The sequence below is a fragment of the Burkholderia pyrrocinia genome (assembly GCF_022809715.1).
Taxonomy (GTDB): Bacteria; Pseudomonadota; Gammaproteobacteria; order Burkholderiales; family Burkholderiaceae; genus Burkholderia; species Burkholderia pyrrocinia_C.
Window position 1 is genome coordinate 1,640,230 of the sequence record NZ_CP094460.1, and the last position, 17,194, is coordinate 1,657,423.

Here is a 17,194-nt window from a genome sequence, read left to right on the forward strand (position 1 = left end):
TCGCCTGCCGGCCGTGCTGAACCCGCCTCGATCCGGTGCGAACCGCGAGCGAAGGACGATAACGATACGAGAGAGGGAGTAAGGCGTTGAACTGGGCATTCGCCGTAATCGGCTTCATCGTGGGCGGCATCGCCGCATTGATCGGGGATTTCTCGGCCGCGAACGGCTCGCTGCTCGGCGCCGTCGTCGGATTCTGCATCGGTCACGCGCTGCGGCAACACAAACCCAAAAACGACAGCGCCGCGCCCGACGCGTTCGCGATGCCCGCGACGCCACCGCCGCTCGTCGATCGTGTCGCGCGCCTCGAAGCGACCGTCGAAACGCTCACGCGCGAACTCGATTCGCTGCGCGGCCAGCTCGCCGGCGCGAAGGCCGTTGCGGCCGCCGCCGGCAGTGCCGCGCAAACGCCTTTGTCCGGCGCGGCCGGCGCCTCGTCCGCTCCGCTCTCACCCGCTGCTTCGGCAACGCCACCGACACCGCCTGTGCAACCCGCAATCGCAGCCGCGGCGCGCGCGGGCATGCCGGCATCGACATCGGTGCCGACGCCGGCCGCGGCACCGGCAACCGCAGCGCCCGCCCCCGTTCTCGCCGCCGCCCACGCAACGGCGAACGCGCCAGCAACACCCGTCCGCCCCACCCCGCCCGCGCCGCGCGAACCCGGCATCGCCGAACGTGCATTCAGTGCCGCGCGCGACTGGCTGCTCGGCGGCAACACGGTCGTGCGCGTCGGGATCGTCGTGCTGTTCTTCGGCGTCGCGTTCCTGCTCAAGTACGCGACCGACAACAACATGCTGCCGATCGAATTCCGCCTCGCGGGCACCGCGCTCGCCGCGGCCGCGCTGCTCGCGATCGGCTGGCGCGTGCGCGCGCGCCGCGCCGCATACGGCCTCGTGCTGCAAGGCGGCGGCATCGGCATCCTGTACCTGACGATCTTCGCCGCGACCAAGCTCTATGCGCTGCTGCCCGTCGGCGCCGCGTTTCCGCTGATGGTCGCGGTCTGCGCGCTGAGCGCGTTCCTCGCGGTCAGGCAGAACGCGCTGCCGCTCGCGTTCATGGGCAGCGCGGGCGGCTTTCTCGCGCCGGTGCTGCTGTCGACCGGCCAGGGCAACCATGTCGCGCTGTTCAGCTACTACGCGCTGCTGAACGCGGGTATCTTCGCGATCGCGTGGTTCAAGGCATGGCGCCCGCTGAACCTGCTCGGCTTCGTGTTCACGTTCACGATCGGTTCGGCGTGGGGCGTGACGGCCTACCGCCCCGCGCTGTTCGCGAGCACCGAGCCGTTCCTGATCCTGTTCTTCCTGATGTATGTCGGCATCGCGCTGCTGTATGCGGTGAAACGCGAACTCGCGCTGCGGCACTACGTGGACGGCACGCTCGTGTTCGGCACGCCGATCGTCGCGACCGCGCTGCAGGCGTCGCTCGTGAAGGGCATGCCGTTCGGGCTCGCGTGGAGCGCCGTCGCGCTGTCGGCGTTCTACGTCGCGGTCGCCGCATGGCTCGCGCGGCGCCGCGACCGTCTCGCGCTGCTGTTCGAAGCGATGCTCGCGCTCGCGGTGATCTTCGCGACGCTGGCCGTGCCGCTCGCGTTTTCCGGCCCGACGACGAGTGCCGCCTGGGCGATCGAAGGCGCGGCCGTCGTGTGGCTCGCGGTGCGCCAGAAGCGCCTGCTGCCGTTCGGCTTCGGCCTGCTGATGCAGGTCGCCGCGGCCGGCGCGTTCTTCACGAGCCTGCTCGGGCCGGCCGACGCAACCGCGCTGCCCGTGCTCAACGGCCCGTATATCGCGATGCTGCTGATCGCGCTCGCCGGCCTGTTCACCGGCTGGTGGCTGCACGGGCGCGGCGAAGCGCGCGCGTGGCATGCGTGGATGCCCGAGATCGGCGCCGCGGCCGCGGCATGGGGGCTGCTGTGGTGGGTGAGCGGCGGGCTGCACGAGATCCTCGTCTACGCGAGCCGTCACGTCGACCTGCATGCCGACCGCTTCGTCGTCGACGCAACCGCGCTGTTCGCGGCCGGCACCGCGTGGCTGGCGCACGTCGCGCGCCGCCGGCTGGCATGGCCGCTCGCGGAATGGCCTGCGCTCGCGCTGACGCCGGTGCTGGCGCTGCTCGCGTTGCGCGCGTTCGATGCGTACGAAGCGCCGCTGTCGGGCATGGGCGCGTTCGCGTGGCCCGTCTCCGTCGGCGCGGGTCTTGCGCTGCTGTGGCGCCAGTCGCGCGGACCGGCAAGCGCCGATGCCGCGCAAGGTGCGGCACCCGGCATCGGCCAAGCCATCGCCGCAGGCGTGATCGCGCCGCTGCATACGCTGATGTTCTGGACCCTGTGCGGGCTGCTGTCGCTCGAAGGCTTCTGGCGCCTGCGCGCATTCGTGCCCGAAGGCGCGTGGAGCTGGAGCGCGTGGGCCTACGGTTTCGGTGCGCTGCTCCTGCTCGTATCGGGCCCCGGCTCGCGCCTGCGCTGGCCCGTCGCCGCGTTCCCGCGCGCTTACCAGGTGTGGGGCGCGGCGCCGCTCGCCGCGCTGCTGTGGCTGTGGAGCATTGCCAGCGCGACAAGCGACGGCGACGCATCGCCGCTCTTCTGGCTGCCGCTGCTCAATCCGCTCGACATCGCGCAGTTCCTGGTCTTCGTCGCATTCGCCGCGTGGCTGCGCCGACTGAAGACGCTCGGCATCGCGTGGCATCCGCGCGCGGTCGACTATGTTGCGATCGCAACCGTATTCCTGTGGTTCAACGCGCTGATGCTGCGCACGCTGCATCACTGGGCCGGCGTGCCGTACGAATTCGGTGCGATGGCCGAATCGACGCTCGTGCAGGCGTCGGTATCCGTGTACTGGACGGTCTGCGCGCTCGCGACAACGATCTGGGCCACGCGCCGCGGGCTGCGCCCGCTGTGGTTCGTCGGCGCCGCGCTGCTCGCGCTCACGGTCGTCAAGCTGTTCCTGTTCGACCTGTCGCACGTGACCGGCATCGAGCGCATCGTGTCGTTCATCGGCATCGGCGTGCTGCTGCTGTTGATCGGCTATTTCTCGCCGCTGCCGCCGAAGGCCGCGGCCCAACAGGACGACCCGCAATGAAACGACTCGCCGCCCTGCTCGGACTGAGCCTGCTCGCGTCGTTCGCGGCCGCCGACGGCACGCCGGGCGCCGGGCGCGTCGCGCAGCGCTTCTCGCTCGACCTCGACGGCAACGCCGCGTATTACCAGCTCACCGTGCCGCAGCCCGTGTATGCGGCCAGCCGGCGCGACGACCTCGGCGACGTGCGCGTCTTCAACGGCGCGGGCGAGCCGGTTCCGTATTCGCTCGACGCACCCGCCGCGGCCGCGCCCGCCGTGCCGACGTCGCGCACGCCGGTGCACTGGTTCCCGCTGCCGCCGGTGCGCGCCGATAACGGCAACGCGCCGCTCGGCGTGACGGTCGGCCCGGACGGCTCGCTGCGCACGGCCGTCGCCACGCCGGCACCGGCAAAGCGCGGCGCGGATCTCGTCGACCTGTCGCGTGCGAACGGCGACATCGACGCACTGCTCGTGCACGTGGGCGACGACAGCTACCAGGGGCGTGTCGCCGTCGATGCCAGCGACGACCTGCGCAACTGGCGCTCGCTCGGCAGCACGCAGTTGCTGAAGGTCGGCCGCGGCGGCGACATGCTGGTGCAGGAACGCATCGCACTCGACGGTGCGGCGCCGCGCTACCTGCGGCTGGACTGGCTCGACGGCGCGCCTGCGATCGCGTCGATCGACGTCGAGACGCATCCGCGCGACGCGCGCGGGACGGACACCGCATCCGTGCCGCGCCAATGGCGCGACGCCGCGCGCGTACGGGCCGGCAGCGCGCCCGGCGAGTATCTGTTCGACACCGACGGCGCGTATCCGGTCGACCGCGTGCGCATCGACCTGCCGCAGCCGAACACCGTCGCGCGCGCGACGCTGCAAAGCCGCGCCGACGCGCAGGCGCCGTGGCGCGACGTCGCAGGCGGCGTGCTGTTCCGGCTGCAGGGCAAGGCCGGCGAGCAGCGCAATCCGCCGCTCGAGTTCGCGGCGAACACGGATCGCGCGTGGCGGATCGTCGTCGACATGCGCAACGGCGGATTCGGCGCCGGCCAGCCGGCCGTCGCGATCGGCTGGCATCCGGCCGCGCTGACCTTCGTCGCACGCGGCACGCCGCCGTTTACGCTCGGCGTCGGCGATGCGTCGCTCGTGTCGTCGGCCGTCGGTCGCGATGCGCTGCTGGTCGGCATGGCACCCGAAGTCCGGCCCGCGCGCGTCGGCACGGCGCTGCCGGTATCGGCGGTCGCGCCGGCGGCGGCCGATACGGACGCGAAGCGCCGCTACGTGCTGTGGGCGTCGCTGGTGATCGCGGTCGGTGCGCTCGGCACGATTGCCTGGCGGCTTGCGAAAAGCGGCGGCGAGTCACGCAACCGCGACGAGTGACGCGACGCGGTCGTCTTTGCGCGACGCTTATCCGGCGTACCTGTTTCTTTCGACGGCCGCAACGCGTCACTGCGACGAGCCGTCGTGACGGCGTTCGGCTTCGCTCTTCGCTGGCCGACACCATCGCGCGCACGATCGCGCAGCATCCGTTTCCACTTGAACCATCTTGTGAAGGTTCGCGTGAAGATCGCGGCAAAGCATAAAAAGCGCGTAAACATCGGTTTCGCCGCGATGCGGCGGGGTGTCTGATGGGCCGTACACGAGCGGAAGCGCCACACTCCGCTCATACGACGTTTACGCGGTAAAACCGGGAAAAAGAGCCGGTGCGCGGCGCTCAACCGAACGTGTAGCGCCCGTGCTGGCGCGGCCGCCACGGCGTCGAACGGCAGCTCGCGGCGCCGGCCGCGCGGCGCGCCGCCCATCCCGCGCCACGGCGTACGCGCGGGTCGCGCCGTGCCACTGCCACCACGCGTGCCGGCAACGCATGCGCCAGACGCCGAACGGCTGCCACGCGCACGGCCAGCCGCGACGCAGGCGACACGCGGCGCACGACCTGCGCGACGGGCCGCTTGCAGAGGATCGCACTGTCGTAGCGCTTGCCGGCGAAGCGCATCACGTCGACGACCTCGAAACCCTGCGCGCCGTAGAACGCCAGCAAATGCGACGCGGGATGCGGCGTATCCAGCGCGAGCAGCGTATAGCCGCGCAACGCGGCCCACTGCTCGGCGAACGACAGCAGCAATGCGCCGATCCCGCGGCTCTGGCAATCGGGATCCACGGCCACCTGGCGCACGCTCGCGACGCCTTCCTGCCGGTACAGCGAGCAGGCCGAAGACGGATCGGCCCCATACAGCGTGGCCGTGCCGATGACGCGCCCGCCGCACACGGCGACGTAGCACTCGCCCGCTTCCGCGCGACGGCGCGTGACGTCCTCGTCCTGATCGACGCACGTGCAGTTGAGCCCCATCGCGCCGAGCCGCGCGAACGCGCGATGCAGCATCGGCGTGAGTTGCGCATAGCTGTCGACTGCCGGATCGAAACGCCGTACGACCACCCGGTCGGCGCACGCGGAAGGCGGCGCAGCAGGGAGACGTTCGGCAATCGCGTTCCAGGGTATCGACATCGCAGTGCTCCGTGGTTGGGATGCCCGAAGTCTAGGAGCGCGCCGACCGCCCTCGCAAGAAAAAATGTCGTAAAAGTTCGGGGAAACGCGCGCGGAAAAAACGGCGGCGACGGTACGTTCCGCCGCTCTGCCAGCGTCGTTGCGAACGCATGAAAATGCGCCGATCGTTGTTCGCGCAAGCAATGAATCCCGCGACGGCGTCGACGCCCCACACGCGCTCCGTTGACACCTGCGGCGACGCAATCCAGACTCGCTGTTCCGTCACCGCACCGCGAGCGCACATGGTCACCTGCTTCCTTCGCTACGTCATCGATCCGTACAAACTCGACCAGTTCGAAACCTACGGCAAGATGTGGATTCCGCTCGTCGAAAAGTTCGGCGGCACGCATCACGGCTATTTCCTGCCGTCCGAAGGCGCGAACGACATCGCGCTCGCGATGTTTTCGTTCCCGAGCCTCGCCGAGTACGAGCGCTACCGCGAACGCTCGAAGGACGATCCGGCGTGCCAGGCCGCGTTCCGCTACGCGGAGGAAACGCGCTGCATTGTCAGCTACGAACGCAGCTTCTTCCGGCCGGTATTCGAGTAACCGGCGACGCCCGCCGGCATCGCGCCCCTTTTCCTGACCGGGACGAAAAAAAGCCCCGCCTGCATCCGCGCGGCGGGGCCAACCCATGTCAGTAGAGACATCATGGAGGAGACGGGCCCATCTTATCGACCGCGGCGCACCGTCCCAACCAAGCATTTCTGCTATCGATCTGCGCGGCCGCGCACACGATTGCCCCCGCCGCGCGGCATATCGATAGAACGAAAAGTCGTTTTCAGAGTGGCGATGGGGTCGTTACCATCTGGTTTTAAGCCTGTGCTTAGCCGGGCAAGCCATCCCCGAGGAGCGCCCCTTGACTGCATTCGATCAACACCGCCGCCCGTTCGTCGTCGGCATCGGCGGTACCACCCGAGCAGCGTCGTCGACCGAACGCGCGCTGTCGTTCGCGCTGCGCGGTGCGCAAGCCGCCGGCGCACGCACGCGCCTGTTCGACGGCCCGTTCCTGCATACGCTGCCGCACTACGCACCCGAACACAAAACGCTGACCGACGCGCAGCGCGAACTGATCGACGCCGTGCGCCAGGCCGACGCGATCATCATCGCGACGCCCGGCTATCACGGCGGCGTCTCCGGCCTCGTGAAGAACGCGCTCGACACGCTCGAGGAACTGCGCGCGGACGAGCGCCCCTATCTCGACGGCCGCGCGGTCGGCCTGATCGTCACCGCATACGGCTGGCAGGCAGCCGGCACCGTGCTGACGTCGCTGCGTTCGATCGTCCACGCGCTGCGCGGCTGGCCGACGCCGTTCGGCGCGACCGTGAACACGCTCGAAACGCGTTTCGAAAGCGCCGACAGCTGCTCGGATCCGAAGGTCGTCGCACAGCTCGAGACGGTCGGCGCGCAAGCCGCCGAGTTCGCACTCGCATTCGCGTCGCATCGCGCGACCACGCACGCGGCATCGGTCGACGCGCTCGCCCCCGTGCTGAAGGTCGCCAACCAGTAATCCCGTTCACTCCGCCGCCCGCGCCCGGCCGACAAGGTTCGCCGTGCGCGGGCGGCGCGTCTTCGGACGCGCGGCGATGTGCTGCGCGCGCCGGCACCGCGCCACGCACAAACCACACCGACGCTTCGCGTCGAATCCCCTTCCCCGGCATGCCCCGTCGATATCGATTCGGCCCGCCGCGTGATTTGCATTGGCCGAAAGATTGGTTCACGCGGCCCGCGGGTTTTCGTACGCTGAAAGTCCGAACTTTCTCCGCGCACGCCATGAACCGTACGATCCGCTACAAGGGCTATGAAGTCGCCCCCGCCGCCGCCCGGTTGCCTAACGGGCTGTTCGCCGCCAACCTGACGATCGAGCGGGCGGGCGGCGGCCCGTCGCCGCGCTCCGTTTCGTTCGACGCGATCGACTTCTTCTTCGAAGAGGAACACGCGCTCGCGTATGCGTCCCGCTGGGGCCGCCTCTGGGTCGACACGCACGCGTGACGCACGCGTGGCCGGCGTGCGCATGGCCGCACGAAAATACGCGTTTACGGAAGCTATGCAAGAATCTTTCGACCCGTAATCGCATAACAATAGCCATGACTGACACGCTGCAGGAAGAGCACGCAGCCGCAGATCACGCGATGCGCAACTGGACCTTCGAGAGTCAAGGTCCGGTCAGGATCGGTTCCGATGCGCACAAGCAGATGTTCTGTCGCATGCTGCTCGACACACACAACCCGTACAAGCCGGCCGTGATCGACTGGCCGGCGCTCAAGCCCGACGAGCTCAGGCGGCTCACGTCGCTGCCGATCTGGGACATCGCGGTGCAAACCGAAGGCCGTGCATCGATTCGCGTCGCGACCTACGCAGCGACGATCGACGATCCGCTGCTGCGCCGCGCGCTCGAGATGGACGGCGGCGAGGAAGCGCGCCACAAGGTCGTATTGTCGAAGCTCGTCGAGGCCTACGGCATCCGGCTCGCGCCCGAGCCAGCCTACCCGGCGCCGAAGGACCCCGAGTGGTCGTGGATGATGACGGGCTTCAGCGAATGTATCGACAGCTTCTTCGCGTTCGGCCTGTTCCGCTCCGCGCAGCGCTCCGGTTATTTCCCGCCCGAACTCGTCGACACCTTCGAGCCGGTGATCCAGGAAGAAGGCCGCCACATCCTGTTCTTCGCGAACTGGTACGCGTGGTACTGGCGCACGATCCCGTGGTGGCGCCGGCCGTGGTTCTTCGCGCGCGTCGCGGCCGTGTGGGTGCACCTGATCCGCGACCGCATCGGCATCGCACGCGGCATCGATGCCGACGGCGTCGCGCGTGACGCGAACTTCCCGGCAACCGGCACCGCCGACATCGGCGATGCGCTGAACCCGCGCGAGCTGATCGAGCTGTGTCTCGTCGAGAACGACCGGCGGATGGCCGGTTACGACAAGCGCCTGCTGCGCCCGATGTTCGTGCCGCGGATGGCGCGGTTCGCGCTGCGGTTTCTCAAGAAGTAAGGTCGAGGGGCGCGGCCACCGGCATGCGGGCAAGCCTCTTCGTGCTGGGCGTGGGCTGATCGTCGTCGCTGCGGCCGATTCGATCCGGAACGCTTGCGTCGCACTCCGGACGAATCGACGCCCCTCCTGCTCGAAGCCGGCTCATTGCATGCGGTGAGCGACCGCTTCGGCTCACATCCGTGGACCGAATGTGGCGCGCCCGACACATCTTCTCCCGCCTTTTTTCCTCCGACGATTCGGCGCGCCCACGGCGTGAGGGCGCTGACCAACGGTCTTTGACGCCCCTGTCGAGACGCCACGCGGGACACCGCTGCGGGGCCGTCTCCCCGGCTGTCCGGCATGCCTCTCAATTTCGCTCGGAAACCAGCATCACCGATATCGTCAATAGGACAAATCAGATAGTTGAACTCCAAGACTCCAATCTGTCGCTTTGTAGCAATTTTCGTAGCAATTTTTTACAAATTCGACGACCCAGCCGGCCCGGAACGCCCGCCGCACGGGCAGCGACGGCGGACGAGATGCGCAAATCGGCATAGACCGATATTCGCCATTTCGAATTAAATTGATTTATACAAAATCAAATAAAACAAAAATCAATCAATCATCAAATCACAACTTAATAAGAAAACAAGACATTCAATACATTATCAATCCGCGCGCCATCTGACATTACAAAAATGAAAGAATTATCTCGCGCGCAAACGTTTGCTATTTCATTCGTCTTACGTATTCGCCCATTTCCTGTGTCATCTACCGCACAAAACACACGCAAATCATTGATTTTTATAGATATTAACGACGTGACCGAGGAAAACCAAAGCCATACACGTAACATTCTTACACCTTTCATATTCATTCTTCCCGGATACATCAAAACACGATCCATTGACCATCTTTTAACTTTTCAAACCCTCCATTTATCACTATTTAGCAATTAATAAAATCCACCTCCAATAAACTCCGCCCATCAATTTTGAGATTTGCGCGAGCGCACGGAGTATTCCTCTAACAAAAGAGACCGGTGTGTAGCGTGCACATTTGGAGGTAGTAGGACATGAACCGCACATACCGCTCGATCTGGAACGAAGCTCTTGGCGCCTGGGTCGCGGCATCGGAAATCGATTCGGCACGGGGCAAGCCGAACAAGTCGGCCGTCGTGGTCGCCGCAGTCGCAGCACTGGCGATCGGCCTGCCGGGGCTCGCCGAGGCCAACACGCTCAACACACAACAGACCTGCTTTACGGGAAGCAACGGCGCAGTCGGCCGAGTCAACCCGGGCGGCACGGCGAACCAGGCTGGCGACGGCTCCGGTACGTATTCGGTCGTGGCCGGCTGTAATTCCAACGGCAACGGCTGGACCGGCGTCACGGTTTACGGCTCCTTCGCGCAAGCGACCGGCAACGGCGCCGTCGCCACCGGCATGCAGTCGTCGGCCGGCCTGTGGGGCGTCGCCGCCGGCCTCGAAACCACCGCGAGCGGCGCAGGCGCCACCGCGCTCGGCTTCGGCTCGACGGCAAACGCGCTGAACTCGGTCGCGATCGGCGGTGCGGGCGGCAACGGCACGACGCCGCTGTCGCAAGCGAACTCGACCATCGCGTCGGGCGCGGGCTCGATCGCCATCGGCAGCAACGCAACGAAGGGCGCGCAGTCGGCCGCTTCGGACAGCATCGCGATCGGCGGGCAGTCGTCCGTCGCATCGACCGCGACGTCGGGTATCGCAGTCGGCCGCGGCGCGACCGTCAACGGCGCATACGGCATCGCCCAGGGCGACGGTGTCGTGTCTGGCGCGACCGGGCAGAACGTGGCGATCGGCTCGAGCGGCACGACGGCAAACAGCAGCACGGCTGCCGGCGGCGCGGTTGCAATTGGTCGCGGCCAGACGGCGACGGGCAACGGCGCGGTCGCGATCGGCGACCCGAACTCGGCGATCGGTACGGGCGCCGTCGCGCTCGGTGCGAACGACTCGTCGAACGGCCAAGGCGCCATCGCGATCGGCAATGCCAATTCCGCGACCGGTCAAGGCTCGGTCGCATTGGGCAACAGCAGCACGGCCACCGCGGCCGGCGGCGTCGCGATCGGCGACACCGCGGTTTCCGGCGCCACCAACGCCCTGGCCTTCGGCTCCGGTTCCAATGCGAACGTCGCAGGCTCGGTCGCGCTCGGTTCCAATGCCGTCACGACCGGCACCGCGAACACCGCCACCGGCGGCACCGGTACCGTCAGCAGCACGACGATCGGCAGCCAGACGTTCGGCACCTATGCCGGCGCGAGTTCCACCGCCGGCGTGGTCAGCGTCGGCGCGGCCGGGGCGGAGCGGCGCATCCAGAACGTCGCCGCCGGCCTGGTCAGCGCGACCAGCACGGACGCAATCAACGGCAGCCAGCTTTTTGCGGTCGCCAGCACGACGACGTCGAGCATTGCCAGCCTGTCCACGTCGACTTCGACGGGTCTGTCGTCGGCTAATAGCTCGATCACGTCGTTGTCGACTTCGGCCTCGACCGGTATCAGCTCGCTGTCCACCGGCCTGAGCTCGACCAACAGCTCGGTGGCTTCGCTGTCGACTTCCACGTCGACCGGCTTGTCCTCGGCGAACAGCTCGATCACGTCGCTGTCCACGTCGACGTCGACCGGCATCGGCTCGCTGTCCACCGGCTTGAGCTCGACCAACAGCTCGGTGGCGTCGCTGTCGACTTCCACGTCGACGGGCTTGTCGTCGGCTAACAGTTCGATCAGCTCCCTGTCCACGTCGACGTCGACGGGCCTCTCGTCGGCCAATAGTTCGATCACCTCGCTGTCCACGTCGGCTTCGACGGGCCTCTCGTCGGCCAACAGCTCGATCACGTCGCTCTCCACGTCGACCTCGACGGGCCTCTCGTCGGCCAATAGTTCGATCACCTCGCTGTCCACGTCGGCTTCGACGGGCCTCTCGTCGGCCAATAGTTCGATCACCTCGCTGTCGACTTCGACCTCGACCGGTCTGTCGTCGGCAAACAGCTCGATCACGTCGTTGTCCACCTCCACGTCGACGGGCATCGGCTCGCTGTCCACCGGCCTGAGCTCGACCAACAGCTCGGTGTCGTCGCTGTCGACCTCCACGTCGACGGGCCTGTCCTCGGCCAACAGTTCGATCAGCTCCCTGTCCACCTCGACGTCGACGGGGCTCTCGTCGGCCAATAGCTCGATCACCTCGCTGTCGACCTCCACGTCGACGGGCCTGTCTTCGGCCAATAGCTCGATCACCTCGCTGTCCACCTCGACTTCGACGGGCCTCTCGTCGGCGAATAGCTCGATCACCTCGCTGTCGACCTCGACCTCGACTGGCATCGGCTCGCTGTCCACCGGTCTGAGCTCGACCAACAGCTCGGTGGCGTCGCTGTCGACTTCCACGTCGACCGGCCTGTCCTCGGCCAACAGCTCGATCACGTCGTTGTCCACCTCGACGTCGACGGGCCTCTCGTCGGCCAACAGCTCGATCACCTCGCTGTCCACCTCGACGTCGACGGGGCTCTCGTCGGCCAATAGCTCGATCACGTCGCTCTCCACGTCGACCTCGACGGGCCTCTCGTCGGCCAATAGTTCGATCACCTCGCTGTCGACTTCCACCTCGACCGGTCTGTCGTCGGCAAACAGCTCGATCACGTCGTTGTCCACCTCCACGTCGACGGGCATCGGCTCGCTGTCCACCGGCCTGAGCTCGACCAACAGCTCGGTGTCGTCGCTGTCGACTTCCACGTCGACCGGCCTGTCCTCGGCCAATAGCTCGATCACGTCGTTGTCCACCTCGACGTCGACGGGGCTCTCGTCGGCCAACAGCTCGATCACCTCGCTGTCCACCTCCACGTCGACGGGGCTGTCGTCGGCCAACAGCTCGATCACGTCGCTGTCCACCTCGACCTCGACGGGCATCAGCTCGCTGTCCACCGGCCTGAGCTCGACCAACAGCTCGGTGTCGTCGCTGTCGACTTCCACGTCGACCGGCCTGTCCTCGGCCAACAGTTCGATCAGCTCGCTGTCGACCTCGACCTCGACCGGCCTCTCGTCGGCCAATAGCTCGATCGGCTCGCTGTCGACCGGCCTGAGCACGGTCACGACCAAGACGGACAACCTCGGCAACAGCACGGCGTCGGCACTTGGCGGCGGCTCCACGTACGACCCGACGACCGGGACGGTCTCCGCGCCGGCGTATACGACCTACAACGCGAACGGCACGACGTCGACCGCCAACAGCGTCGGCTCGGCGATCAACAACATCAACAGCCAGGGTATCAAGTACTTCCACGCGAACTCGACCGGTGCCGACAGCGTCGCGACCGGCACCGACGCCGTCGCCATCGGCAGCGGTGCCACCGCCGGCACCAACAATTCCGTCGCGCTCGGCGCCAACTCGCAAACCGCCGCAGCCAATCCCACGAGCAGCGCGACCGTCAACGGCGTCACGTTCGGTGGATTCGCAGGCGCCGCGCCAGTCGGCACCGTCAGCGTCGGCAGCCCGGGCAACGAGCGACAAATCACCAACGTCGCCGCCGGCCAGGTGACGCAGACCAGTACCGACGCGATCAACGGCAGCCAGCTTTATTCGGTTGCCCAACAGGTTGGTACCGCGACCAGTGCCATTTCGTCGCTGTCCACGTCGACGTCGACGGGTCTGTCGTCGGCGAATAGCTCGATCACGTCGTTGTCCACCTCGACTTCGACGGGCTTGTCGTCGGCAAACAGCTCGATCACCTCGTTGTCCACGTCGACCTCGACGGGCCTCTCGTCGGCGAATAGCTCGATCACCTCGTTGTCCACGTCGACCTCGACCGGTCTGTCGTCGGCGAATAGCTCGATCACCTCGTTGTCCACGTCGACCTCGACCGGTCTGTCGTCGGCGAATAGCTCGATCACGTCGCTGTCCACTTCGACGTCGACGGGCTTGTCGTCGGCAAACAGCTCGATCACGTCGCTGTCCACCTCGACCTCGACCGGCATCAATTCGCTGTCCACGGGCCTCAGCTCGACCGACAGCTCGGTGGCCTCGCTGTCGACGTCCACGTCGACGGGGCTGTCGTCGGCTAACAGCTCCATCACGTCGCTCTCCACCTCGACGTCGACCGGCATCAGCTCGCTGTCCACCGGTCTGAGCTCGACCGACAGCTCGGTGGCCTCGCTGTCGACTTCCACGTCGACGGGGCTGTCGTCCGCGAACAGCTCGATCACGTCGCTGTCCACCTCCACGTCGACGGGCCTGTCCTCGGCCAACAGCTCCATCACGTCGCTGTCCACCTCCACGTCGACGGGCCTCTCGTCCGCGAACAGCTCGATCACGTCGTTGTCCACGTCGACCTCGACCGGTCTGTCGTCGGCGAATAGCTCGATCACGTCGTTGTCCACGTCGACCTCGACCGGTCTGTCGTCGGCGAATAGCTCGATCACGTCGCTGTCCACTTCGACGTCGACGGGCTTGTCGTCGGCAAACAGCTCGATCACGTCGCTGTCCACCTCGACCTCGACCGGCATCAATTCGCTGTCCACGGGCCTCAGCTCGACCGACAGCTCGGTGGCCTCGCTGTCGACGTCCACGTCGACGGGGCTGTCGTCGGCGAATAGCTCGATCACGTCACTGTCCACGTCGACGTCGACCGGCATCAGCTCGCTGTCCACCGGTCTGAGCTCGACCGATAGCTCGGTGGCCTCGCTGTCGACTTCCACGTCGACGGGCCTGTCCTCGGCCAATAGCTCGATCACGTCGTTGTCCACCTCGACCTCGACAGGCCTCTCGTCGGCCAACAGCTCGATCACGTCACTGTCCACGTCGACGTCGACGGGTCTGTCGTCCGCGAATAGCTCGATCACGTCGCTCTCCACCTCGACCTCGACCGGCATCAGCTCGCTGTCCACCGGTCTGAGCTCGACCGATAGCTCGGTGGCTTCGCTGTCGACTTCCACATCGACGGGCCTGTCCTCGGCGAATAGCTCGATCACGTCGTTGTCCACGTCGACTTCGACCGGCTTGTCGTCGGCAAACAGCTCGATCACGTCACTGTCGACTTCCACGTCGACCGGCCTCTCGTCGGCCAACAGCTCGATCACGTCGCTGTCGACTTCGACCTCGACCGGCCTCTCGTCGGCGAATAGCTCGATCACGTCGCTGTCGACTTCGACCTCGACCGGCCTCTCGTCAGCGAATAGCTCGATCACGTCGCTGTCGACCTCGACCTCGACCGGCCTCTCGTCGGCCAACAGCTCGATCACCTCGTTGTCCACCTCGACCTCGACCGGCCTCTCGTCGGCCAACAGCTCGATCACGTCGCTGTCGACTTCGACCTCGACCGGTCTGTCCTCAGCCAACAGCTCGATCGACTCGCTGTCGACGTCGACCTCGACCGGCCTGTCGTCGGCGAACAGCTCCATCACGTCGCTGTCGACTTCCACGTCGACGGGCTTGTCCTCGGCCAACAGCTCGATCACGTCGCTGTCCACGTCGACCTCGACCGGCATCAACTCGCTGTCCACCGGCCTGAGCTCGACCAACAGCTCGGTGTCGTCGCTGTCGACTTCCACGTCGACCGGTCTGTCCTCGGCTAACAGCTCGATCACGTCACTGTCCACGTCGACCTCGACGGGCATCAACTCGCTGTCCACCGGCCTGAGCTCGACCAACAGCTCGGTGTCGTCGCTGTCGACTTCCACGTCGACGGGCCTGTCGTCGGCGAACAGCTCCATCACATCGCTGTCGACTTCCACGTCGACCGGCCTGTCGTCGGCCAACAGCTCGATCGCATCGCTGTCGACCTCGACCTCGACCGGCATCAACTCGCTGTCGACCAGCCTGAGCTCGACCGACAGCACGATCCTGTCGCTGTCGACCTCGACCTCGACCGGCATCGGCTCGCTGTCCACCGGCCTGAGCACCACCAACAGCTCGGTGGCGTCGCTGTCCACGTCGACCTCCACCGCGATCAACGCTGCGAAGACGCACTACTACAGCGTCAACGACAACGGCACGCAGCAAAGCAACTACGCCAACGACGGCGCAACCGGCACCAACGCCCTCGCCGCCGGCGTCAACGCCAGCGCGGCGGGCGCAAGCAGCGTCGCAGTCGGCGACGGCTCGAACGCGCAGTCGGCAGGCGCGGTCGCGATCGGCCAGAACGCATCGGCAACGGGCGGCAAGGCCGTGTCGATCGGCTCCGGCAACACCGCGAGCGGCGACGGCGCGGTCGCGATCGGCGATCCGAGCATCGCGACGGGCACCGGCGCGGTAGCGATGGGCGCGAACGACACGGCGACCGGCAACGGCGCAGTGGCGCTCGGCAACGCGAACACCGCAAACGGCGCCAGCGCACTCGCACTCGGCAGCTCGAACCAGGCCACCGCGGACAACACGATCGCGCTGGGCAGCCAGTCCACGGCCAGCGCCACCGGCGCACAGGCCTACGGCTCGGCTGCCAAGGCCACGGCCACCGACGCGCTCGCCTTCGGCACGAACGCGCAAGCCAACGTCGCCAACTCGATCGCGCTCGGTGCGAACTCGGTCACGAGTGCCGCGAACCCGACGTCGAGCGCCACGATCGGCGGCGCCACGTACTTCTTCGCGGGCAGCTCGCCGGTCGGCGTGGTGAGCGTCGGCGCGCAGGGCCAGGAACGCCAGATCACGAACGTCGCCGCCGGCCGGATCTCGGCCAGCAGCACGGACGCGATCAACGGCAGCCAGCTCAACGCGACGAACCAGGCGATCACGAACCTGTCCACGTCGACCGCGTCGAACATCTCGTCGCTGTCGACCGGCATCAACTCGCTGTCCACCGGACTGAGCACCACGAACAGCTCGGTGACGTCGCTGTCCACGTCGACCTCGACCGCGATCAGCTCGCTGTCGACGGGCCTCAGCTCGACGAACAGCAACGTGTCGTCGCTGTCCACGTCGACGTCGACCGGCATCGGTTCGCTGTCCACCGGACTGAGCTCGACGAACAGCACGGTCGCCTCGCTGTCGACCGGCGTGACGAACATCAACAACACGCTGAACCAGCTGTCGACGACGCTCAACAACAACACGACGCGCGCGATCAATACCAACGGCGTCGCCGCCGACATGAACGGTACCGGCAGCGATCACCCGACCGTCACCGCCGGCTCGAACTCGGTGGCGATCGGCGCGAATTCGACGGACGGCGGCCGCCAGAACGTCGTCTCGGTCGGCAGCGACACGCAGCAGCGCCAGATCGTGAACGTCGCACCGGGTACGCAAGGCACCGACGCGGTGAACGTGAACCAGCTGACGCAGGTGCAGACGACGCTGTCGACGGCACTGTCGGGCCAGCAGGCGCAGATCAACTCGCTGGGTTCGCAACTGCAGCAGACCGACCAGATGGCGAAGCAGGGTATCGCGGCCGTCGGCGCGATGGCGTCGATCCCGCAGCTCGATCGCGACGCCAACTTCGGGATGGGTGTCGGCACGTCGACCTTCCTCGGCCAGAAGGCGATGGCGGTCAACATGCAGGCCCGCATCACGGAGAACCTGAAGGCGTCGATCAACGGCGGCTTCAGCGGCGGTCAGAAGGTGATCGGCGCCGGCATGCTGTACCAGTGGAAGTAATGCGTCGCGCCGCCAGGCCGGCCGGCCCGCGGCGGCCCC

The 17,194-nt window shown here is 66.9% G+C and carries 8 protein-coding genes; 7 read left to right on the top strand and 1 reads right to left on the bottom strand.

All coding sequences use genetic code 11. The annotated features are described in order from the left end of the window. Positions 1 to 86: 86 nt before the first annotated feature. Positions 87 to 3,071, top strand: a complete 2,985-nt coding sequence (locus tag MRS60_RS24275; protein ID WP_243565674.1) for a DUF2339 domain-containing protein — start codon at positions 87 to 89, stop codon at positions 3,069 to 3,071. Beyond that, complete coding sequence (locus MRS60_RS24280) at positions 3,068 to 4,423, top strand: DUF3999 domain-containing protein (protein ID WP_243565675.1); 1,356 nt, start codon at positions 3,068 to 3,070, stop codon at positions 4,421 to 4,423. The genes MRS60_RS24275 and MRS60_RS24280 overlap by 4 nt, the downstream gene beginning before the upstream one ends. Positions 4,424 to 4,757: 334 nt before the next feature. On the opposite strand, the gene MRS60_RS24285 is transcribed toward MRS60_RS24280, so the two are convergent. Beyond that, entirely contained in the window at positions 4,758 to 5,546 is a 789-nt protein-coding gene (locus tag MRS60_RS24285) for a GNAT family N-acetyltransferase (RefSeq protein WP_243565676.1), read from the bottom strand. A 281-nt stretch (positions 5,547 to 5,827) separates the two neighbouring features. Between MRS60_RS24285 and MRS60_RS24290 the strand changes: the two genes are divergently transcribed. The 5 genes from MRS60_RS24290 to MRS60_RS24310 all read left to right on the top strand — a co-directional run bounded on the left by MRS60_RS24290 (position 5,828) and on the right by MRS60_RS24310 (position 17,155). Continuing rightward, positions 5,828 to 6,133, top strand: a complete 306-nt coding sequence (locus MRS60_RS24290; protein WP_034180841.1) for an NIPSNAP family protein — start codon at positions 5,828 to 5,830, stop codon at positions 6,131 to 6,133. Between the two features lie 310 nt (positions 6,134 to 6,443). Then, a complete protein-coding gene (locus MRS60_RS24295; protein ID WP_034180842.1) occupies positions 6,444 to 7,094 on the top strand; it encodes an NADPH-dependent FMN reductase in 651 nt (216 codons plus the stop codon). A gap of 263 nt (positions 7,095 to 7,357) precedes the next feature. Next, entirely contained in the window at positions 7,358 to 7,576 is a 219-nt protein-coding gene (locus MRS60_RS24300) for a hypothetical protein (protein ID WP_034180843.1), read from the top strand. A gap of 95 nt (positions 7,577 to 7,671) precedes the next feature. Continuing rightward, positions 7,672 to 8,574, top strand: a complete 903-nt coding sequence (locus MRS60_RS24305; protein WP_034180844.1) for a hypothetical protein — start codon at positions 7,672 to 7,674, stop codon at positions 8,572 to 8,574. A gap of 1,054 nt (positions 8,575 to 9,628) precedes the next feature. Then, a complete protein-coding gene (locus tag MRS60_RS24310; RefSeq protein WP_243566871.1) occupies positions 9,629 to 17,155 on the top strand; it encodes an ESPR-type extended signal peptide-containing protein in 7,527 nt (2,508 codons plus the stop codon). The last annotated feature ends 39 nt before the right edge of the window (positions 17,156 to 17,194 follow it).